Source organism: Streptomyces sp. NBC_00029 (genome assembly GCF_045160505.1).
In the GTDB taxonomy this organism is placed as follows: domain Bacteria; phylum Actinomycetota; class Actinomycetes; order Streptomycetales; family Streptomycetaceae; genus Streptomyces.
On sequence record NZ_CP108292.1, the window covers coordinates 685,057 to 705,243 of the forward strand.

Annotated in this window: 17 protein-coding genes and 4 pseudogenes; 9 read left to right on the top strand and 12 right to left on the bottom strand. The window is 70.5% G+C overall.

Annotated features, from left to right (window positions below; all coding sequences use genetic code 11):
* The first annotated feature begins 43 nt into the window (after nt 1–43).
* From OG753_RS03335 to OG753_RS03345, 3 genes are all read left to right on the top strand, one after another.
* Nucleotides 44–1,438, top strand: coding sequence for a sensor histidine kinase (locus OG753_RS03335; protein WP_405792522.1), 1,395 nt, complete (start codon nt 44–46; stop codon nt 1,436–1,438).
* Nucleotides 1,439–2,027: 589 nt separating this feature from the next.
* Nucleotides 2,028–4,103 carry an elongation factor G gene (fusA, locus tag OG753_RS03340; protein WP_405787040.1) on the top strand — a complete coding sequence of 692 codons (2,076 nt, stop codon included), beginning with the start codon at nt 2,028–2,030 and terminating at the stop codon, nt 4,101–4,103.
* A gap of 119 nt (nt 4,104–4,222) precedes the next feature.
* On the top strand, nt 4,223–4,780 hold the full coding sequence (locus tag OG753_RS03345; RefSeq protein ID WP_405787041.1) for an FABP family protein: 558 nt from the start codon (nt 4,223–4,225) through the stop codon (nt 4,778–4,780).
* Here OG753_RS03345 and OG753_RS03350 read toward each other — a convergent pair.
* Nucleotides 4,762–5,733 (bottom strand): helix-turn-helix transcriptional regulator, encoded by a 972-nt coding sequence (locus tag OG753_RS03350; RefSeq protein WP_405787042.1) that lies wholly within the window; start codon nt 5,731–5,733, stop codon nt 4,762–4,764. The two genes, OG753_RS03345 and OG753_RS03350, sit on opposite strands and share 19 nt — an antisense overlap.
* Before the next feature lie 154 nt (nt 5,734–5,887).
* Between OG753_RS03350 and OG753_RS03355 the strand changes: the two genes are divergently transcribed.
* Nucleotides 5,888–6,283 carry a RidA family protein gene (locus OG753_RS03355; RefSeq protein ID WP_327260580.1) on the top strand — a complete coding sequence of 132 codons (396 nt, stop codon included), beginning with the start codon at nt 5,888–5,890 and terminating at the stop codon, nt 6,281–6,283.
* Between the two features lie 26 nt (nt 6,284–6,309).
* On the opposite strand, the pseudogene OG753_RS03360 reads toward OG753_RS03355, so the two are convergent.
* From OG753_RS03360 to tpg, 8 genes and pseudogenes are all read right to left on the bottom strand, one after another.
* Nucleotides 6,310–6,531: pseudogene (locus OG753_RS03360) on the bottom strand (WhiB family transcriptional regulator); the annotation flags it as partial.
* A 271-nt stretch (nt 6,532–6,802) separates the two neighbouring features.
* Nucleotides 6,803–7,117, bottom strand: coding sequence for a hypothetical protein (locus tag OG753_RS03365; RefSeq protein ID WP_405787043.1), 315 nt, complete (start codon nt 7,115–7,117; stop codon nt 6,803–6,805).
* A 159-nt stretch (nt 7,118–7,276) separates the two neighbouring features.
* Nucleotides 7,277–7,492, bottom strand: a complete 216-nt coding sequence (locus OG753_RS03370; protein ID WP_405787044.1) for a hypothetical protein — start codon at nt 7,490–7,492, stop codon at nt 7,277–7,279.
* A gap of 4 nt (nt 7,493–7,496) precedes the next feature.
* Complete coding sequence (locus tag OG753_RS03375) at nt 7,497–8,390, bottom strand: integrase (RefSeq protein ID WP_405787045.1); 894 nt, start codon at nt 8,388–8,390, stop codon at nt 7,497–7,499.
* 1,133 nt (nt 8,391–9,523) lie between these two features.
* On the bottom strand, nt 9,524–9,943 hold the full coding sequence (locus tag OG753_RS03380; protein WP_405787046.1) for a hypothetical protein: 420 nt from the start codon (nt 9,941–9,943) through the stop codon (nt 9,524–9,526).
* Nucleotides 9,944–10,206: 263 nt separating this feature from the next.
* Nucleotides 10,207–10,383, bottom strand: a pseudogene (locus OG753_RS03385) (hypothetical protein); the annotation flags it as partial.
* 63 nt (nt 10,384–10,446) lie between these two features.
* Nucleotides 10,447–10,578 carry a hypothetical protein gene (locus OG753_RS03390; RefSeq protein WP_405787047.1) on the bottom strand — a complete coding sequence of 44 codons (132 nt, stop codon included), beginning with the start codon at nt 10,576–10,578 and terminating at the stop codon, nt 10,447–10,449.
* Nucleotides 10,579–11,359: 781 nt separating this feature from the next.
* Nucleotides 11,360–11,914, bottom strand: a pseudogene (gene tpg / locus OG753_RS03395) (telomere-protecting terminal protein Tpg).
* Between the two features lie 607 nt (nt 11,915–12,521).
* Between tpg and OG753_RS03400 the strand changes: the two are divergent.
* Both OG753_RS03400 and OG753_RS03405 read left to right on the top strand, forming a co-directional pair.
* Entirely contained in the window at nt 12,522–12,875 is a 354-nt protein-coding gene (locus OG753_RS03400; RefSeq protein ID WP_405787048.1) for a DUF4333 domain-containing protein, read from the top strand.
* Nucleotides 12,876–13,921: 1,046 nt separating this feature from the next.
* Nucleotides 13,922–14,092, top strand: a pseudogene (locus tag OG753_RS03405) (three-helix bundle dimerization domain-containing protein); the annotation flags it as partial.
* A gap of 95 nt (nt 14,093–14,187) precedes the next feature.
* On the opposite strand, the gene OG753_RS03410 reads toward OG753_RS03405, so the two are convergent.
* Together OG753_RS03410 and OG753_RS03415 are read right to left on the bottom strand one after the other, a co-directional pair.
* Complete coding sequence (locus OG753_RS03410; RefSeq protein WP_405787049.1) at nt 14,188–15,288, bottom strand: winged helix DNA-binding domain-containing protein; 1,101 nt, start codon at nt 15,286–15,288, stop codon at nt 14,188–14,190.
* Between the two features lie 275 nt (nt 15,289–15,563).
* Entirely contained in the window at nt 15,564–16,139 is a 576-nt protein-coding gene (locus tag OG753_RS03415; RefSeq protein WP_405792524.1) for a DinB family protein, read from the bottom strand.
* 102 nt (nt 16,140–16,241) lie between these two features.
* On the opposite strand from OG753_RS03415, the gene OG753_RS03420 reads away from it, so the two are divergent.
* Nucleotides 16,242–17,258, top strand: coding sequence for a helix-turn-helix transcriptional regulator (locus OG753_RS03420; RefSeq protein WP_405787050.1), 1,017 nt, complete (start codon nt 16,242–16,244; stop codon nt 17,256–17,258).
* Between the two features lie 386 nt (nt 17,259–17,644).
* Here the strand turns inward: OG753_RS03420 and OG753_RS03425 are convergent, their stop codons facing one another.
* On the bottom strand, nt 17,645–17,806 hold the full coding sequence (locus tag OG753_RS03425; RefSeq protein ID WP_383201407.1) for a hypothetical protein: 162 nt from the start codon (nt 17,804–17,806) through the stop codon (nt 17,645–17,647).
* A gap of 149 nt (nt 17,807–17,955) precedes the next feature.
* On the opposite strand from OG753_RS03425, the gene OG753_RS03430 reads away from it, so the two are divergent.
* Nucleotides 17,956–19,371: a hypothetical protein gene (locus OG753_RS03430; protein WP_405792985.1), complete on the top strand. Its 1,416-nt coding sequence runs from the start codon at nt 17,956–17,958 to the stop codon at nt 19,369–19,371.
* Nucleotides 19,368–19,994 (top strand): carbonic anhydrase, encoded by a 627-nt coding sequence (locus tag OG753_RS03435; RefSeq protein ID WP_405792526.1) that lies wholly within the window; start codon nt 19,368–19,370, stop codon nt 19,992–19,994. The genes OG753_RS03430 and OG753_RS03435 overlap by 4 nt, the downstream gene beginning before the upstream one ends.
* The last annotated feature ends 193 nt before the right edge of the window (nt 19,995–20,187 follow it).

Consider the following 20,187-nt stretch of genomic DNA (forward strand, 5'->3'; position numbering starts at 1 on the left):
CGTGCGCGGGACCACGGGTGCGGCCGTGCGCCGGTGGCCGGTGCTGCGGCGGATGTGGCCCACCACCGTACGGGCGCGGGCCACGGTGGGCGCCAGCGCGGTGGTGGCCGCGGCGCTGGCACTCGCTTCGTTCGCCCTGCTCGGGCTGCTGGAGGCCAACCTGCTCCGCAACGCGGAGAGCGACGCCCGGCGGCAGGCCGAGACCGTGGCGCAGCTCGCCGCCACCGGGAAGCTGGCCCGGGTACGTCCGCAGGCCCGCGGCATCGACTTCGTCCAGGTGGTGGACGCGGACGGGCGCATCCTGTTCGCCAGCCCGAACCTGGCCGGTGTGCCCGCCTTCCCGCCGCCCGCCCCCGACGCCCCGGGAACCCGTTCCCACACGTGGCGGGTCCGCCCGGTGGACGCCGAGAACCGGCAGCGGGTCGTCCAGGTCGTCACGCAGACCCCGGACGGCATGGCCATCGTCTACGCCGGCGCGTCCCTGCGGGACGCGGACGCGGCCGACGACACCACCACCGCCGCCCTCGTCATCGGCCTGCCCCTGCTGCTGGCCACCGTCGCCCTCGTGACCTGGCGGGTCACCGGTCACGCGCTCAGGCCGGTGGAGGCGATCCGGGCCGAGGTCGCCGAGATCTCCGACCGCGGCCTGCACCGCCGGGTGCCGGTGCCGGCGACCCGGGACGAGGTCGCCCGGCTGGCCGAGACGATGAACGCCACCCTGGACCGGCTGGAGGCCTCCGGCATCCGGCAGCGGCAGTTCATCGCCGACGCCTCCCACGAGCTGCGCAGCCCGATCACCGTCCTGCGCACCCAGCTGGAGGTGGCGCTGGCCGTGCAGGACCCGGAGCTGTGGCCCGAGCTGATCGGCGGGGCCCTGGAGGACATCGAACGGCTTCAGCACCTGACGGCCGATCTGCTGCTGCTCGCCCGTATCGACGCGGCCCAGCCCGTGGTCGCCGCCCCTCTGGACCTGACGTCCCTGGTGCGCGAGGTGGTGGAGGGCCGCCACGGCGACCGGGTCCCCGTACGGCTGGCCCTGGAGCCCGAGGTGCGGGTCACCGCGGGGGCCCTGTGGCTGGGCCGTGTCGTGACCAATCTCGTCGACAACGCACAGCGTTTCGCCGACCGGCACGTGGAGATCACCCTGCGCACGACGAAGGGCGCGGGGCCGGGCACCGCCGTGCTGGAGGTCGTCGACGACGGCCCGGGGATTCCCGCGGCGGACCGGGAGCGGGTCTTCGAACGCTTCACCCGGCTCGACGACTCGCGCAGCCGCGATCACGGCGGGGCGGGCCTGGGCCTGGCCATCGCCCGTGACCTGAGCGCCCGCCACGGAGGCACCCTGACCGCCGAGGACAGTTCCGGGGAGCGGGCCGGGGACGGCTCCGGGGGTGCCCGGCTGGTGCTGCGCCTGCCCGTCACGCGCCGGGCGGGCTGACGCTGCCGGGGTGACTCCCCCTGTACTCCTTGAGCCGGCGGAACAGCTCGGGGAGGATCACCACCCCGGTGTCCGGGAATGGTGGTGACACTCTCGTCCGGGTGCCGTTCGATGCCGGTGAAGCCGAGCCGGGCCGAGAGCGCAGGCGTCGACATCCTCCAGGCGCCCGGTCGCCACTGACGTGGCGTCAATTCCGCCCCGCGGCGGGCCCGGGGAAAACCCGGTGCCCCCGGACGGCCCGGTCATTAGACTCGCCGTGCGCGCTGCCGACAGGGCACCGCGCCCATGCCGAGTGAAGAGAAGGGGAGCCGCGCCATGTGCACGTACCGCACTGCCGCCTTCGCTCCCCCGTCCCGGTACGACGTGATCCCGGTGTCTCGCAGCGCGCGGTGCCTGCCGCGCGGCAGTCACCGTACGCCCGTGACCCACCCCTAGGTTCCATCCCCTCCTGCTCCCGCAACGCCCTGACGCCTCCTGCCCGGACCTCCTCCGGTCGGGACGGCGGCGCTGCGGCTGCCCGTGGGGACCGGGGCCGGAGTCCGGGAATCGCGCCGCCCTCTTCCTCTGCACACTCGAAAGGCCTCGGGCCATGCGCGCCAACAGGCAGCCCTTCATCACGACTTCCCCCACCGCCGTCCGCAACCTGGGCATCCTCGCCCACGTCGACGCCGGCAAGACCACCATCACCGAACGGATCCTGTTCGCGACCGGTGCCATCCACAAGCGGGGCGAGGTCCACCACGGCACGACCGTCACCGACTTCGACGCCCAGGAACGCGATCGCGGCATCACCATCTTCGCCGCGGCCGTGAGCTGCGCGTGGGGCGGTCACCGCGTCAACCTGATCGACACCCCGGGGCACGTCGACTTCTCCGACGAGGTCGAGCGTTCCCTGCGGGTGCTGGACGGGGCGGTCGCGGTGTTCGACGCCGTCGCCGGCGTAGAACCGCAGAGCGAGACGGTCTGGCGGCAGGCCGACCGGCACGGTGTACCGCGCATCGCGTTCGTCAACAAGCTGGACCGGGCCGGCGCCGACCTCGATACGGCGGTCGCGTCGATCCGGGCACGGCTGGGCGTCGTTCCGCTGGTGGTGCAGCTGCCGATCGGAGCGGAGGACTCGTTCTCCGGCGTCGTCGACCTGCTGCGCATGCGCTCGCTGAACTGGCGGGCCGACGCCGACACCTACCAGGAGGGCACGGTACCCGAGGCGCTCCTGGAGGAAGCGGCCCGGCGGCGCCGGCTCCTGGAGGAGACGGTGGCCGAGCTGCACGCCGACGCCCTGGAGGAGTTCTGCTCGGCCTCGGCCCTGACGGAGCGCACCCTGGTGCGCGCCCTGCGCGAGCTGACGCTCCGCGGGGACGGCGTGGTCGTGCTGTGCGGCTCGGCGTACCGCAACCGCGGGATCGAGCCGCTGCTGGACGCGGTGCTCGCGTATCTGCCGTCGCCCGCCGACATGCCTGCGGTACGGGGGCTGGCGGCGGACGGTGCGGAGCAGGAGCGCGCCCCGGACCCGGCGGAGCCCTTCACGGCCCTCGCCTTCAAGGTGACCGCGACGGCGACCGGGCGCCTGACCTACCTGCGGGTGTACGCGGGCACGCTGCGCAAGGGCGCGACGGTACTGGACGCGGCCACGGGCCGTACGGAGCGGGTCGGCCGGATCCTGCGGGTCCAGGCCGACCGGCACGAGGAACGGGAGGAGGCGGTGGCCGGTGACATCGTCGCGGTGATCGGGCTGAAGGCCGCCCGGGCGGGAACGACCCTGTGCGTGCCGGGTGCACCCCTGGTCCTCGAACCGCCGTCGGTGGCCGAGCCGGTGGTGTCCGTCGCGGTCGAGGCCCGGCGCAACATCGACACGGGCCGGCTCTCGGCCGCACTGGCGCGGCTCGCCGAGGAGGACCCCTCCCTGGTGGTGCGGTCCGACCCGGAGAGCGGCCAGACCGTGCTGTCGGGGATGGGCGAGCTGCATCTGGAGGTCGCGGTGGAGAAGATCCGCAGTGGCCACGGGGTGGAGGTCGTCGTGGGCCGGCCGCAGGTCTCCTACCGGGAGACGGTCGTGCGCGGGGTCCGCGGACTCGTCCACCGGCACGTCAAACAGGACGGTGGGGCGGGTCAGTTCGCGCACGTCGTCCTCGACGTCGAGCCGCTGGAGGAGCCGTGCTTCGAGTTCCGCTCGACGGTCGTCGGCGGGCGCGTGCCGCAGGAGTACGCGCGCGCCGTGGAGGCGGGCTGCCGGGACGCGCTCGCCGAGGGGCCGCTCGGCGGGTTCCCGGTGACGGGGCTGCGGGTCACGCTCACCGACGGGGCGACCCACTCCAAGGACTCCTCGGAGATGGCGTTCCGCGCGGCGGGCCGGTTCGGGCTGCGCGAGGCGCTGCGCCTGAGCACGATGGAGCTCCTGGAACCGCTCGTCGAAGTCACGGTGACGGTCCCGGAGGACGGCGTCGGGGGCGTGCTCGGTGACCTCGCGGCCCGCCGAGGCCGGGTCAGCGGTTCCACGGCCGAGGCCGGGACCGCGGTGATCACGGCGGCCGTGCCGCTGGCCGAGCTGTTCGGCTATGCGTCCCGGCTGCGCGGCCGGACGCAGGGCCGGGGCACCTTCACCACCCGGCCGGCCGGTCTCGCGCCGGTTCCGGCCTCGGTCGCGGGGGCCCTGCCGGCCCGGTGACCGCCCGGCTCCCGCCGCGCCGTGGCCGCCCGCTCCGCCCCGTGCCCAGGGGCGGGGCGGGCGGCGCCCTGCCGTTAAGCTGCGGCCTTCGGGGGTCCACGCAGACAGGCAAGGTGAACATGTTCGAGTCGGTGCAGGAAAATCCCTACCCTGACAGCCACGTCCTCGGCGAAGGCCCCGCACCGCACCCGCAACTGCGGCCCGTCCTGGCCCTGCTGGGACGCTGGCACGGCCGCGGGCAGGGCGAGTACCCGACGCTCGAACAGGACTTCCGCTACGAGCAGGAGATCACCTTCAGCCACGACGGCCGCCCCTTCCTCCGCTACGAGGCACGCGCCTGGCTGATCGACGCGTCCGGGGCGCCCGTGCGGCCGGCGGGACGCGAGGCCGGCTGGTGGCGGGTGACGCCCGACGCCTCCCTGGAGGTCGTGCTCGCCCATCCGACCGGCATCGTCGAGACGTACGTCGGGCGGGTGTCCGGTGCGGAGATCGAGATCGAGACCAAGGACGTGTCGCTGACCCCGCTGGCCAAGGAGGTCACGGGCACCCGGCGCCGCTACACGGTCGGGGACGGCGAGATGACGGTCGTTCACGACATGGCCGCGGTGGGACAGCCCCTGCAGCACCACCTCACGACGCACCTGCGCCGGCGCCCGTCTCAGGAGGGGGCCCCGTAGCGGGTGGCCATCGCGGTGGCGCGGTCGCGCAGGGCGGTGCGCAGCGATTGCGGGGCGAGGGCCTCCGCGTCCGTGCCGAGCTGCCACAGCGCCCATTCCGCGTGCCATGAGTCCTGGAACGTCAGTTCAAGCCGCAGCCGGCCGTCCGCGTCGGGCTCCTCGGCGCGGACGGCCACCGCGGTGTCCAGCAGGTCCTCCCGCCGGGCCGGCTCCACCCGCACCAGCACGGTGATGTGGTTGTCGCCGAGGAACTGGGCGGAGCGTTCCCGCCAGATCCGGTCCAGGTCGACCCGGTTCGGCCGCTGCGCCGGCTCGGGGAGTTCCTCGGCGGCCAGCACCCGGGACAGCCGGTAGGTACGGTCCTCACCGGCCCGGGTCGCCAGCAGGTAGATGCGGTCGCGCACGGTGACCAGGCCGATCGGGTCCACCGTGCGCCACTGCGGCGGCCGGCCGGTGGCCTCGTAGTGGATGCGCAGCTTGTGTCCGGCGAGCACCGCGCGCCGGACCTCGATCATGGTGGTGCCGGGTACCTCGTCCGTGACCGGCCTGCGTGAGAGCAGGTCCGTCTCCGGCTCGACGAGGAACCGCCGGGCCGCGTCGCTCGCGGTGGCCCGGTGGCCTTCCGGCAGCGCGTCGACCACCTTCCGCATGGCCGAAGCGAGCGCCGAGCCGAGTCCGAACACCTGCTCGCCGCGGCCCGATCCGGCGGTCAGCAGGGCAAGGGCCTCGTCGTGGTTCAGCCCGGTGAGCTCGGTCCGGAAGCCGGGCAGCAGTGCGAAACCCCCGTGCCGGCCGCGTTCGGCGTAGACCGGTACGCCGGCCGCCGAGAGCGCCTCGATGTCGCGCAGCACGGTGCGGGTGGACACCCCCAGCTCGCCGGCCAGCGTGTCCGCGGTGAGCCGGCCGCGCTGGCGCAGCAGAAGTACCAGGGAGACCAGTCGGTCGGCGCGCATGCGGGGAATTTTATCGGAATACATGACCAAGGGTGTCGTGATTTGTTGGCAGGCTCTTCAACACGACGTCAAGGCCGGTGGCGCCCCGAGCCCACGGGCGGACGGATGTTCGTACGCACGTATTCCTGATGAATCGAATGGAGCTGATGACGCGATGGAGCGAACGGCGGTCAACCCGGTGACGTGGTCCGTGGAGATGGGGTTCAACCAGGGGGAGGTCGTCTCCGGGCACACCCGCACGCTGTACATCTCGGGGCAGACCGCGATGAGCGGCGACGGCAAGCCCTTGCACGAGGGGGATATGGCTGCGCAGTTGACGCTGAGCGTCGACAACCTGGAGGCCGTGCTCGGCGAGGCCGGGATGTCTCTCGCGGACCTCGTGCGGCTCAATGTGTACACGACCGACGTCGACCTGCTCTTCCAGCACTACGGCGTCCTGGCGGCGCGGCTCGGCGCAGCCGAGGTGGCGCCGGCCACCACGATGCTCGGGGTGACGCGACTGGCGATCCCCGGCCAGATGGTCGAGCTCGAGGGGACCGCCGTCGCGTGACGCGGCATCACCCGGCCCGCTGCGCGCGCCCGCCGATCACGTTCGGTCATGCCACCCCAGATTCCGTGCTCGATCCGGTGGTCGAGGGCGTAGGCAAGGCATTCGGTGCGCACCGGGCAGCCGGTGCAGAGGGCCTTGGCCCGGTTCTGGGCCGCGCTGTCCAGTTTTCCGACATGGGGGGTGTCCGGATCGGATGTGAGCTGCGAAACGCGTGACGTAGGCGTCCGTGACGTGGCTGGCTCGGGCAGCAGGGCAGAAATGGCGTGATGGCCTCGCCCCGTCAGGGGGCGAGGCCATCGGTGGTGTTGAGGGGTAGCCGCGACCGGCGCCGCGACGCCCTCCCGAACCCCGGCTGACCAGCAGATTCAACCGTCCCGACGAACCTGAACCACCTCGCCGGAGCAGTGGAACCCGGCGCCCACCCGACGCGACAGCCGGGCCGTCCTCACGCCCGAAGAACACCCTCGAACGCAGATCGGCCGCCAGTCGAAGCTGACGGCCAATCACGAAAGATCGAGGCTAGAACGCCGCGAGGTTACACGTCAGTATGAAGAGTCTCCGCTCATCTTCGGTGTACTCCGGCGGAACGTGCTCGACACAGCTTCCGCCTTCACGCTTCACCCGTGCGCCCGCAGAACTCGCACTGTTCTGGACAATGCGCTTCCTTTCCTCCGCATCGATGGTCGGCGCAGGGGCGGGTTGCGGAGCGGTGGCCGTTACGGTCACCACAACCTTTTCAGGCGTCTGTTCTGGGGTGCTGGAACAACCGGTGAGCGGGACCAGCATCAGTGCGTAGACGACCCCTTTAGCTATCTGTGTGCGGGCCTTCGCCATGGTGTCCCCATCCCCTTATGTTCCCTCGCGACGGCGGCCAGCGTAGTGCGCGATCACGGCCCTCACAATGAGCGCCGGCACCACCGCGGCAACGTCAGCCTGCCGCTGGACGTACTCGCTCGGCTCCTCGACGAGCAGCATTAAATGATCTCCGAGTCGTTACTGCCGCTGGGCTTCGAGAAGGTCCACTTCAAGTGCGGCGATGCGTTTGTCGCTGAAGCGAAGGTTGGAGCGGGCCCCCTCCAGACGTTCCTGCAAGGTGCGGTGCTCACGGGTGAGCTGTTGGATGCGGTGCCTGAGGGTGGTGTTTTCGGTGGTCAGTGTCTGAAGTGAATCGCCAGGGACCATCTGGTCGAAGTCGCGGATGTGGCCCATGAGCTCACCGATCCGGTATGCCGTGGGCGGAGGCATGCAGCCTGTACTCCGTGGTCATGTAGGCGAAATAGCTGCTGATCATCGCCGGGCTGACCAGGTAGACATCTCCCTTGGTCACCACCCCGTCGACCACCGCCCAGTCCGGCTTGATCTTCGCTGCCGCCCGGTTGGGGTTCGCCCTGCGATGGCACACGTGCACGTGTGGTGCCTTGCAGTCCCCGCAGTCGGCGTTCTCCCGCAAATGCAGATCGGACAGGTGCAGACCCGTCAGCCCCCCGATCCGCATCGTGGTGTCGGAAAGCCAGGTCACGACCATCCCGTCACGAGCCGTGTTCACGACGCCCAGAAGGTCGTGCCGGGCCCCATCGGGCAGCATTTTCGGATGACGGCGCCTGGTGGGCCGTTTCGGGCCCAGCGGATTGGCCGGCATCGACTTCTTCACGTGCCCCAGGAATGCCCAGCTCTTGTCAGCCTTCGTCGGCAGTCGCCTCCCGGCGAGCTCGACCGCCAACGCGTCGTTGACCCCTCCCCCAGCGCAGAGGTGCAGGTAGAAGCCCTTGAGGCAAGCCGCTGCGACCTGGAGGGCCGAGTCACCGCAGGGGCGCTTCGGCGGAACCCGCCACGGTTGCCCGTGGGGCATCATCACCTTCGCGCCGATCGCCCCCATGTAGCGATGGAGGTCGAGCAGCCTCACCGTCTCGGTCGACAACCCTTCCCGGACGCGCCAGCGCAGGTGATCGACGAGGCAGTAGGCGTACGTCCTCTGCGTGCCCGAGCCGTCGTACTGGCGAAGGAACCCGTCCGACTCCTCGTCAACCAGGCCGTCCGGCCACAGGATCGCGTACGCCCGTCCGCCGCCAGCCGGCATTGTCTGGACCCGTAGATCCTCCAGGACCATCCCCGCTCGCACATCGACTCCCGTCCGCCGTGTTGCTACGTACGGGATCGTTCCAACGCGTTCGGTAAATCAGTCCGCTGATGGCGATGGCCTGGTCGGCGAAGACGTCCGCGATCCACTGGTACCGGATGGCCGCGCGGCGCGGCCGCGGACCCAGACGGACAACAACACCTTCTACAAGCAGCTCGGCCTCGCCTGACCCGCGCGTGGCCCGGCGGTGCGGAAACTGCCGGGCCACGCACAGACACCCTGAAGTGCCACGAGGCGGGAGCAGGCGCCGAACACACGAGCCCGCGAACCCCACACCCCGCCCAGCCCTCCACCAGACTGTCCGACCTCAGCGCCGGCACCTGGATCCTGGACGCGACCAAGTCATCAGTGGAGTTCAAGCACAAGTCGATGCGGGGGCGGGGTGCTTCCGGAGCGGGTCCCGCCGCATGATGACCTTCCCCCGGTGTCATGGGGCAGGCTCGCCCGCACGACGGGCTGCCGCCCGGACCCGTACGGCAACCGCACACCCCGTCCAGGCCCCCTCCCCTGCCGGGACGGAGTGACCAGCCAACCCCCGGTGCCGGCGCTCAGACCGCCACCCCGGGCAACGAACCCGACGGCAGCAACCCGCCATGTGATCAGTACCGATAAGTTCGGGAGTCACCGACCGTTCGTGGCGCTCACCCGTCTCTGCCCGTACGGTCCAGGAGCAGGTCCGTGCAGCGGATCCCGCCTCCAGGGTGCGACTCCAACACCAGCCCCACCCCGTCGCCGTGCTCACCGCACCAGGAGACGGGGACCACGCCGCCGCAGTCGTGCGCGCGCAGACGCAGCCCTCACCCGGACCCGCGTACGCGACTTGAACCAGGCCGCGAACCCGGAACGCACCGCGTCCGTCACCGTCTGGCCGATCAGCTCCCTCGCCTGCCCCACCCGCCCCGTCCACCATCCCCTTCACTGCCCGGCTCCGGCTCCGGCTCCCGGCTTCGCCCCGGGCCTGCATCCCGGTATGCCACACCCCGGGCGCACACGCGCCCGGGAACGGGACGAGACCACCCTGCGCGGAGCCGGCACCGCTCCCAGACGGTTTCTCGACGGGCCGACTCCTTTCTGCTTCGGCACCGTTCGTCGAAGTGTGGTGCTCAGCGGTACGGCTGGTGGTCGTCGCGGTGGGCGATGGAGCGGTCCTCGAACCGCCAGGAGCGGCTGTGGCTGCTCAGGGCCCAGCCCTCGGGCGCAGACCGGGCGGCGTAGGTCCAGGCCGCGAGTTCGGGAAGCGCGTGCCGGAGCAGGGCCAGGCGGGCGATGCCCCGTCGGATGTCCGCGATCGGGGCGATGTGGATCCGTACGCTGTTCCACAGACCGGGATCGATGCCCGTGCCGTAGTTGGAAGAGAGCGGCGGTATCCACTCGACGTGTAGCAAGGTGCCGTCACTCCAAATGCGGTCGTCGAACCGCAGGTCGACGGCGATCGTCTCTCCCGTACCAAGGGCCGTGCGGATGTCTGTTGGCGAGAGCGGCCACGACAGGTCCCGAGGCAGGCGGCGGTTACGTGCTGACACGGGACCTGAGGATGACATACGCCCTGGTGAAACCACATGTGCTTTTCACAGTTCGTGCCGACGGCCGTGCGGAGGCATGGCACGGTGAGCTGGTGCGAGCCGGGGTCTCGATGCCGAGAACGGCGGGGTGCCGAGGACGGCCTGGAGAGGCCGTGCGCGACACCCAGGTAGCCGGCGCCCTCTCAGGAGTTGGGTGCGACGGCCGCACTGATGATGTCGGCGTGGTCGAACGCCAGGCGCTCCGGCAGATCCTTCACGGGCCATCAGCGGGCGGTGCGGGCGTCTTCCCTGGTGATGGCCGGGGTGCCGTCGGGGACGATGACCATGTACGCGAAGGTGACGTATGTGCCGCGCGGGTCGCGGCCGACCTGGTCCCAGACGCCGATCTGGTGGAGGTTGCCGACGGGCACGTGAGCACCGGTCTCCTCGGCCAGCTCGCGGGGGGCGCCCGCGGCCGCCCGGTGTCATGACGCCGGGGCCTGCCCGCCCCGCCGCGGCTGCGGTCAGAGGTCGACGGTCTTCCACCGGTCGGTCGGCATCCCATCGGCGCGGCCGAGCGTGATCGATGCGCCGGGCGCCTTCGACTCCTTGGTGTAGGCGCCGACGTGGCGCTCTGGGCACCGGGCCTCACCCACGCACGCCATATCGGCGCGGGCTGACCACGACCCTAACCGGCGCCCGGGACGGCCGAGGCACAGGCCGGAAAACTGGTCCTGGCACCCGACGCTGCCACCACCGCTCTCGGTGACATCCGTCCCCGAGCGACAGCAGCAAGGAACAGAAGGCGTCAGGCACCAGGACCCGGGGTCCGCCCGGGCAGGCCGAGGAGAACGGCAGGGCGTGCCCGGGACGGCGTGCGACCCAGGACCTTCAACGACCGGACACACCACCGGTTCCGCACCCCGGCCGCCGGGGTGCGAACTTCGCAGTCCTACGTATCCGGCCGGCCTGTGACCGGCCTGAGAGGCGTGGACGCGCCCACGCGCGCACGAGGGGATCCGGAGAGAGGCAGACGGTGCCTTGAGCCTCTTGCAGCCGTTGACGATGTGGGCGAGGCCGTCGGTGTTCGGGCGTATGCGGTATCCGAAGCCGGTCAGGACGGCGGCGAGCGCAGTGTTCATGGCGTCGCGGACCGTCTCGAAGCGGGTGACGACCGCTGCCTCCAGCCTGTCCGCGTTGACCACGGCGAGCGCCGCGGTGTTGAGGCGGGTGTGGGAGAGGCATGCGACGACGACTTCGCCGTCCTGGTCGGGGCTGACGACGAGTCCCTGGGCCTGGTCTGTCGGCGGGGTCGTGCAGAAGCCAGCGGTCTCCAGGTCGAAGCACACCCGGTCTACCAGGCCGTGGTGGTCGGTCGGCGGCGCCGTCCCGGCTCCTGCTTTCCGGTTTCAGTGCGCGGCATTTTCAGGTTCCTGTTCAGAAGGAGACGTCGAAATAGTCGATGTCCGTGAATTCGACTTCAAGGCCGTCCGCGCGGGTCCCGCCGTCCTTGAAATAGATTTCCTGCAATCCTTCGGCCACGATTGCACGCATCTGCTGGTCGCTTCCACCCTGGGCGCGGGCGTCGAAGAGACGCTGCGCGTACGCGGGCGGGAGATGGACGGTCAGGCGTCGCATCCGGCCGTCGTCGGTCGTGCCGACCGGAGCGGTGTAGCCGAACCGGGCCCGCGTCTCCACCGTGATCCCGGTGCTGGCTGCCGCCTCCTTGCGGCGGCGGCCACGCACCACGGGCTGCCATCAGGCCCGCACGGCCATGTCGATGCGGTCCGCGACCGGCTTGGGCGGGGTCTTCCGGTCGCCCTTGCGGTAACGCTCCACCGGCCGCTGGCTCACTTTGAGCTCCCGGGCGACGGCCTTGGTCGACTTCAACTGTCTCACCAGGAAGCTGATCCGCCCCTTCAACGTCCTGGGCGGCTCCCGCGTGAACCCTTCACGGTCCGCGCGGTCCAGGGCGTCATCGATGTCCCCCACCAGCTGCATTCCCTTCCTGCGTCACGGTCTACGGCCGCGCGCTGCCGCGGTCCTACGAGCGCTCGGCCCGTGCGGCCTGTGCCCTGCGTTCGTTCTCGTCATCGGTCATGCCCGCAGTGTGCCCGACCGCCCCGCCCGCGTGCGGCCGTTGTCCGGTGACAGCGAACCGGGATCGAAGTTGGATGGCCGGGGCAGGTGAGCGACGCTGGAGACATGGCCCGCGTTCGCTTCTGCGCCTCCTGTGGGACTCGGTTGCCCAGGGGCGCCCCATCCCGGCGCCTCTACTGCGACGACGTCTGGCGAGCCCAGGCGCACCGGGAGCGCAGGACCGCCGGCCGCATGCCGGGGCACGGGCTGATGCTGGGTGAAGCGGAGGGGAACGGCGAAACCGGCATGGTCCGGCTGCTGACCTGTCTGGTCTGCGGTCGCCTGACCTTCGCTGGAGCAGGCCGCCGTCAGGACACCGTGTACTGCTCGGGACAGTGCAGATCCAGAGCCTGGCGCAACCGCGCAGCACACCCGTGCGGGTCTAGCTCTGCGCGCCTGACGCACGGCCAGTATGCTTCCGGCCACTTATCATTTTGATCATCCGGAATGGAGCCCCACCATGACCATAACCCGCTTGTCCGCAGCAACTTGGAGCCTCTCGGCCGTAGCCGCCAGCGTGCTGCTCGTCGGCTGCTCGGGCTCCGTCAGCGTTGGAAACTCCGAGCAAAAACTGTCCAAGGCCAAGCTGGCCACCACAGTCGCCGAAAAGCTCGCCGCCACAACGGGCCAGCCGACGCCAGACGTCGCCTGTCCCGAGGACCTCGTCGGGAAGGTCGGCACCACCACCCGTTGCACGCTCACAGCGGGCGACGGCAGCACTTTGGGCGTATCAGTCACCGTTTCCTCTATCGTTGGAGACCAGATCAACTTCGACATCAAGGCCGACGACACAGCTTCCCCGGCTGCGAACTGACAACGGAGCTTTTCCGACCTACCCCCGCAACCTGTCCGACCTGAGGCTACGGATCGGCAGCGCCACCGAGCCACCCGTCATCGCCATCACCCGAGGCATCCAGCGCCACCTGCTCGATCTCCTCGGCCTGGAAGCCACACACCCCCGCTGGCCAGACACCTGAACGAACTAACCGCGAAGACGCTTCTCCACCACGGACGTCACCACCACTTCGAGGCGCTGACGCTCAGACCGTGGCAGCAGATGCCGGCATTCGGCTGTTTCTGCCCGGGCGCAGGCGGTCTTCGTGGATCATGGCGGGCGGTGTCCAGCCCGGGCGCCGCGCTCTGATGATCACGATGAAGGGGACCGTTTGGCAGGGTGAGGGCCCTGCTCGCAGGCGATCCGCACCCCTGGCCCCGGTTCAAGTGCCCCGAGTGCACCTCGACCTGGTACTCCAGCAACACCCCCTTTGGCCTGCGCAAGCGGTCAGACCGGGAAGGCTCCAACAGCCGCCTGCACACCTGACGGCACAACCGGCGTGACCGGGGCAGGCGCAGGTAGCCGACGACCGAGCGGAGAAGGGCCTGCGTCGTGTTCGCGGCGTGTGGTGTCGCGTCGGACGACCTCGTAACCACCCCGGTCGGTGGGTGCCTCCCCTCGCATCCCGCCCGACGGGAAAACCCCTACCCGCCAGGAACCACGTGTCGAAAGTGCCAGAGGTGTGCCACACACCAGACCCCACCACCCCCGACCGTGGCACCAGGGAGACCAACCGCCACCTCCAATGCATTCCCGACCCCGGCACCCAAGCCCCCACCCCGGCGCCCGTTTCCTCTTCGAGATGCTCAGCGACGGAACCCTCTACCAACCCCAACTCGCCACGTCAGGCTGAACCGCCGAGAGCCCGCCGTGCTTCAGCCCACAGCCGGTCGAACGGTTCAGCGGGTTCCAGCCGGTGGATGCCGCCACCGGCCGCGGAGAGCGGCGAAAGATCGACTTCCGGGCCGAGGGCTGCTCCGCAAGACTTGGGAAAAGCGATCCCCGAAGGAAGACCGAGGTGCGCGATGGCCGAATCGGAGGATGCCCTCAGCATCCGCCATGTCGCCGAGCGGCTAGTGAAGGCGCACCCTCAGCTGGACGCCGGCCTGGTACAAAAAACAGTACAGACGGCGTACGACGAGCTCAGGTACGCACGTGTGCGCACATACCTGCCCGTGCTGATGGAACGCCGAGCCAAGGACCTGCTGCCCCCGACGGATCGACAGAGCGCGATACCTGCTCGGCGCGGGCTTCTCGCACAGCGGGTGGTGCGCTCGCCGTCATCAGCCCCTCAGCGGGTGACTTCGGAGATCTGGACGCGGTCGCCGGCGTTGTCGGAGAGGAACGACGCGAGTGCCTGCCCCTGCTCGGCCACAGCGGTGCGGTCACCTCGGGGAAGGTGGCGTAGGGGGGTGACGATCACGGTGTCGGCCTTGAGGGTCCAGGTCGCGGCGACCCGGCCGTCGACCAGGACGACGCGGGCTCCGGTAACCGACAGGCCGCGGTAGGCATCATCGATGATGCGGCCCCGGTCGTGATAGCCGAGGACCGCGTTGTCGAAAGCCGGCAGGAACCGTACCGGGGCGGGTGTGTCGGGGTCGGGGCGTGGTGCGTCGGGGAGGTCCAGCAGTTCCCGGCCTCGCTCGTCGCGAAAGCAGACCAGTTCCTCCCGTAGTGCGGCGACCGCGGCCGGCAGTCCGGCGAGGCCGCACCAGGCGCGCAGGTCGGCCGAGGCGGCGGGGCCGAACGCGGCCAGGTAGCGACGCACCAGCGCTTCGCCGACCGGATCGCAGCCCTTCGGGGCCGGAGGGTCGACCTCGCGGCCCAGCCAGGCCGAGAGCGGGACGTTTCGTACCCCCGCCTTGGTGCGCCAGAGCCCGCGCGGGGGCAGTTGCGCCATCGGAATGAGGGCGGCGATCAGCATCTCCCCCAGTGCCCGCGGCCCGGGCGTGGGCCAGCGCGGGGCGAGCGCCCGCGTGAGCTCGGCCATCGAGCGCGGCTCACCGTCCGCCATCACGGCCCGGCCCGCTGTGGCGAGCTCGTCGAGGTCCGTCCCGTCGAGCTCGCGGCGGTAGGTACCGAGCACCCGTTGGCGCAGCATGGTGTCGTGGCGGGCCCGCCAGGCCAGAGCGTCTTCGGCTGTGACGAGGTGGACGGTGCGGCGCATGAGGTGGGTCCGTACCACGCGCCGCCCGGTCAGCAGGTCCGAGAGCACCCCCGGGTCGAACGCGCGCAGCCGCGACCAGAGCCCGACAAACGGTTCCTGCGGTTCCTGCGCCTGCAGGCCGCCGAGGTGCGCGACGGCGTCGAGAACCGGTACGTCGGCGCGGTCGAGCAGCAACTGCCGGGCGAGCGTCGCGCGGTTGAGCGCCCGGGTGTCGAGGACCCTCATCCGGTCAGGCCCCGGCACGCTCGTCGGCCGATCGCCGGGGTATCGACGCGCCTGTGATGGCCGGCAGCACGCAGTTGTTTCGGTCTGCCGACCGGTACGAACCTCGAGGTGCCCAGGCAGTAGAGCCTGCCCCGAAGTTCGCTTCGCCCTTGCTCGCGCATCTTCACGGTGACGTCGTTCCTTTCAGGTTGGTGGTGATCCGACTCCCTGGCCTGGCTCATCCGTGGGCCCGGGGCCGGGCGACAAGGAGTCGCCTCCAGCCCCGGGATCGCCGCTCAGGTGGACTTCTGGCCGTCGAGCGTCTCGCGCAGGATGTCCGCGTGCCCGGCGTGCTGGGCGGTCTCGGCGATGACGTGCATCAGCACCCGGCGCACGCTGCGGTCCGCTCCCGGATCGTTCCAGGGAGCCTGCGGCAGCGGGTGCGTCGCCGACAGGTCGGGCACGGAGGCAATGATCTCCTCGCTCCGGGCGGCGACCTGCTCGTAGCGCTCGAGGATGCCGGCCAGCGTCTCGCCGGGAAGCGTCCGGAAGTCGTTCTGGTGGTCGATCATCCACTGAGGGAACTCGCGTGCGGTGCCGGCGGCGAGCTCGGCCCAGGTGACACCGTCGGGCAGGTCGAACCGCATCGCGGACGGGCCCTCGGCCACGAAGCGCATCCATGCCTCCTCCATAGACGCAACGTGCTTGATCAGCCCGCCCAGGCACAGAGTGCTGACGGTCGGGTGCTCGCCGAGTTGCTCGTCGCTGAGCCCACGCGTGGTGGCGGTCAGGGCCGATCGCGCGGTCGCGAGCGCCGCGAGCAGGTCGGCGCGCTCTGCGTCGGGAGTCGAGGATGGCGTCGTGGCTGTCACGGAGATCGGGCCCTTCCGGTTGTTCTCGTTGTCTGGCACGAGAACAACGATCGCGGGGGAAGCGGACAGGGTGTGGCCGCTTCTCGGGGCAACATGGGGATCATGCCGAAGACCTCAGCACGCCTGCTCTCGCTGCTCTCGCTGCTCCAGGCGCGCCGGGACTGGCCCGGGGCGCTCCTGGCCGAGCGGCTCGACATCAGCCTGCGTACCGTGCGCCGTGATGTCGACCGCCTGCGCGAGCTCGGGTACCCGATCGTGGCGTTCAAAGGCCCCGACGGCGGGTACCGGCTCGATGCCGGAGCGGAACTGCCCCCGCTGCTGTTCGACGACGAGCAGGCGGTCGCCCTCGCCGTCGCACTCCAGATCGCCACCACTGCCGGCGCCGGCATCGAGGAGGCCGCGGCGCGCGCCCTGATCACGGTCCGGCAGGTCATGCCCGCTCGGCTGCGCCGACGTATCGACACCCTCCAGATCACCGCCGTCGAGCGACCCGTGACCCGGCCGGATCGGCAGGTCGACAGCGGGGTGCTCATGACGCTCGGGGCCGCCGTCCACGCCCGAGAGGTGCTGCGCTTCGGCTACGCCCCCGTACCCCGACCAGGAGCAAACGACGAGCCCGCCCCATCCGCTCCGCGCCGGGTCGAGCCCCATCACCTCGTCACCTGGGGCGGCCGCTGGTACCTCGTAGCCTGGGACCTCGACCGCGAGGACTGGCGCACCTTCCGCGCCGACCGCATCACCCCGCGCACCCCGACCGGGCCCCGCTTCGCCCCGCGCGAACTGCCCGGAGGCGATGTGGCTGCCTTCGTCTCCGGCAGGTTTCAAGGTCATGACGGCTCGGGCGACCAGCCCTGTCGCGGCGAGGTGATCCTCGACGTCCCCGCTGGCTTCGTGTCCCGCTACACCCGCGACGGGTTCGTCGAGGAACTGGGCCCGAACCGCTGCCGACTCACGTTGGGTTCGTGGTCATGGCCCGCACTGGCCGCCGCCGTGGGCAGGTTCGATGCCGACATCGAGGTCGTCGGACCGGCTGAGCTCAAGGATGCTTTCGCGCATCTGGCCCGCCGCTACGCCGACGCCGCGGGCGACGCCTCTGCCCCGCCGGCCCCGATCGGATGAGACGAGCGCACCGCCAGGTCGATGGGCCATTCTCGGACCACCTCATGGCCAGGAGTATCACGGGCCGGTGTACCTGGAACGTGCGGCGCCCGCCGAACAGGCTGCGGCGGATCGATCGGCGGGTGCTGCCGAGCCGCGGGCCCGGCGTGGTGGTGTCTCAGGGTTTCAGCTGGCGGCGGCCTGCCTGATCGGGTCGGCGTCGGGCTGCGCCACGGCCGGAACCAAGCCGACGATGGTGCTGAGCGCCGGCTGCCATGCGCTCGACCACGGCATCCGGTGCCGAGTAGACCCCGCCCACGGCCTTGCTCTCCTCGCCGAGCCCCTCCAGCAGGCTCCCGCTGATGGCTGCGGCCCCGACCGCCGCATCGCCGATTCTTCAGCTCTTCTCAGGGCTGGTCGGTGCTGTCTCGGTTCGTGGTCCGGCGGTTGCTGGAGCGTCGGACCAGGCGGCGGGTCGTCCAGGCTCCGGCGGTGACGAGGAGTGCAGCAACGGTGTTGCCAAGGACATCGTGGAGGAGGAACTCGTAGAACAACTGGCTCCAGTGCATCGCTTGCTCCATGGATTGGGAGAAGGGGCTGCGGACCACGATCTGCACTGGTGGGATATGACTGGCGCCTAACAGAGCATCAGCCCTGGTAGTTGCCTGATTCTGCGTGGACAACGGCCGGACAGGCCTGGACAAATACCGGGAGCACCATGCCGCGGCAGCGCGTTTTCAGGGGGAGGCCGCATGCGAACCGGCTGGCGGAGTTCTTGTGTCGGCTGATCGAACCTCAACGGCTCACGGTCAGGGATCTGGCCGCCCGCTTCGAGGAGGGCCCCAGTGCCTCCACCTGGGCCACCTACCTGAACGGGGCCCAGATCATCCCCCGGTCTCTGCTGCATCGTCTGCTGGAGAGCACTGCCTCCGATCCTCGTATGCTGCCGGCCTTGCAACGTGACGCGGCACAGTTGTGGCGGGAGGCCGACCGCGAATCACGGCGGCCCGAGGCCGAAGGCGAGGCCACGCACCTGGTACGCCTGCATGAACAGCTCACCGATGCCCTCGCCGGACAGGCCCGCGCGCAGGACGTCGCCGCGAAGGCCAACGCCGCCCTGGCCGAGCTGCGGCAGATGGGTGCCTACCTCGAGTCCGTCGTCGGTCAGCGGACCGTCGAGCTGGCCGCCGCCCGCGATCGTGAACGCGCCGAGATCGAGTACCAGCTCGCCCAGGCCCGCGCACGTCTGGAACGCACGAACAGCGAACTCGAACGCGCACGCCGCCGCCGCTTCACGGCCGAACAGGCCCAGCAGGCCCTCGCCCGCGAAGCGAACGAAGCACACGAACAGATCCAGCGCCTGCAGGAGAAGGCCGCGCAGCTCACCTCCCCCGAGCCGGCCGCACTTGCCGTATTGCGCCAGACGGTGCGGATGGAGGACCTCGACCACCGGCTCGACCTCATCAGCGACGACGCCACCGCCGAGGACGAGCTGCTCGCCGACCTCGTCGACCAGGCGCGCCTCGACCTCCCCCGGGGCAAGGAGGCTGAGGGGACAGCCGTCCCCGTGCCCCGAATCGTCAGCGGAAGCCTCGTCGAGAGCCGTCCCGGCTCCCGATCCGCTGCCACGTTGGGCGCCACGCGGATGTCCGGGACAACGCCGGACAACGCCGCCGCATCCGGCGCACGTTGCACAATCACCGGGCCGGAGGCATCCCGCAAGGCTCTGCTCGCCCACCTCGCCGGGAACATGCACACGCTGAACAGCCAGGCCACTGCCCACCCGACGACGCGTCTCAAGGACCTCCACGCGCCAGTCCTCCGGCGACTGCGGCACATCGCACAATTGCTCGTCGCGTTCGTCTTCTTGGTCGTGGCGAACCTGCCGTATTTCCTCGTGCTGCTGCTCAGTGTCGGTCTCGGCTGGGACAAGGAACACGGCACAACGACTGTCGGCTGGATCATCGCAGGCGTCGGCGGCACGGCAGCCGGCTGCTTCGCCTACTTCATGCTGCGCGATACCACCACGCAGGACGACGGCGAGCCCTTGCCCCGAACTGGCACCATCCTCCGTTCCCTGGTCGGCGCACCCCTGCTCCTGTTGCTCGCCATACCACCAAGCGGTGGGCAATAACCCCTGATCGGACTCTGGAGATCGAGCAGGCGCAGCGCAACCGGCGGCCGCCGGCGCTGTCCGAGCTCAGCCCGGAGACCGCCGAGCCCCTGAAGGTCATCCCGGCCGCCGTCACCGCGCTACGTGAGTTCGCAGTGCTGTTCGGCTGCTCCGACTCCCGCCTTGCTGCCGAGATCATCTTCGACCGCGGCCTGGGCGACCTGTTCGTGGTCCGCACCGCAGGCCACGTGGCGGGGGCAGAGGTGCTGGGCAGCATCGAGTACGCGGTCAGCGTGCTGGACTGCCCCTTGGTCGTCGTCCTGGGCCACGACACTTGCGGCGCGGTCGCGGCCACCCGCACCGCCCTGGCCGACGGCATCGTGGCCACCGGGTACGTACGCGATGTCATCGAGCGCGTCACGCCCAGCGTCCTGGCCGCCCGCGCCGCCGGACTCACCGAGGACGATGACATCATCGCCGAACATATCCGCCACACCGTCGACTTCCTGCTGGACCGCTCCCGCGTGCTCGCCGACCAGGTCAGCACCGGCCAGGTAGCCGTGGTGGGTCTGTCCTACCGGCTGGCCGACGGCAGCGCCCGGGTCGTCACCACACGCGGCCTGGCCAAGGAAGCGGTCCTCTGAACAGAGCTGACCCAGCCCCCTTGCCCCGGCCAGACCTGTAGAGATCTATAGGAGGGGCACTCTGGAAGGTTCTGCCCCGCCTCCGGTGAGCTTGCCCCGGGAAGCCTTGGGTTTAACGGACCGGAATGCTTGGCTGGAAAGCGCTCTCCGCGGTGGGGCGGAGCACTGTCGCGGGCAGACTGGCCGGGAATGC

Excerpts from the sequence above, each read along its gene's own strand:
- OG753_RS03400 (WP_405787048.1), top strand. The coding sequence starts at position 12,522 with ATGACCATAACCCGCTTGTCCGCAGCAACTTGGAGCCTCTCGGCCGTA.
- OG753_RS03370 (WP_405787044.1), bottom strand. The coding sequence starts at position 7,492 with ATGGGCCACATCCGCGACTTCGACCAGATGGTCCCTGGCGATTCACTT.
- OG753_RS03430 (WP_405792985.1), top strand. The coding sequence starts at position 17,956 with ATGCCGCGGCAGCGCGTTTTCAGGGGGAGGCCGCATGCGAACCGGCTG.
- OG753_RS03355 (WP_327260580.1), top strand. The coding sequence starts at position 5,888 with ATGGAGCGAACGGCGGTCAACCCGGTGACGTGGTCCGTGGAGATGGGG.
- fusA (WP_405787040.1), top strand. The coding sequence starts at position 2,028 with ATGCGCGCCAACAGGCAGCCCTTCATCACGACTTCCCCCACCGCCGTC.
- OG753_RS03375 (WP_405787045.1), bottom strand. The coding sequence starts at position 8,390 with ATGGTCCTGGAGGATCTACGGGTCCAGACAATGCCGGCTGGCGGCGGA.
- OG753_RS03420 (WP_405787050.1), top strand. The coding sequence starts at position 16,242 with ATGCCGAAGACCTCAGCACGCCTGCTCTCGCTGCTCTCGCTGCTCCAG.
- OG753_RS03425 (WP_383201407.1), bottom strand. The coding sequence starts at position 17,806 with ATGCACTGGAGCCAGTTGTTCTACGAGTTCCTCCTCCACGATGTCCTT.
- OG753_RS03350 (WP_405787042.1), bottom strand. The coding sequence starts at position 5,733 with ATGCGCGCCGACCGACTGGTCTCCCTGGTACTTCTGCTGCGCCAGCGC.
- OG753_RS03365 (WP_405787043.1), bottom strand. The coding sequence starts at position 7,117 with ATGGCGAAGGCCCGCACACAGATAGCTAAAGGGGTCGTCTACGCACTG.
- OG753_RS03410 (WP_405787049.1), bottom strand. The coding sequence starts at position 15,288 with ATGAGGGTCCTCGACACCCGGGCGCTCAACCGCGCGACGCTCGCCCGG.
- OG753_RS03345 (WP_405787041.1), top strand. The coding sequence starts at position 4,223 with ATGTTCGAGTCGGTGCAGGAAAATCCCTACCCTGACAGCCACGTCCTC.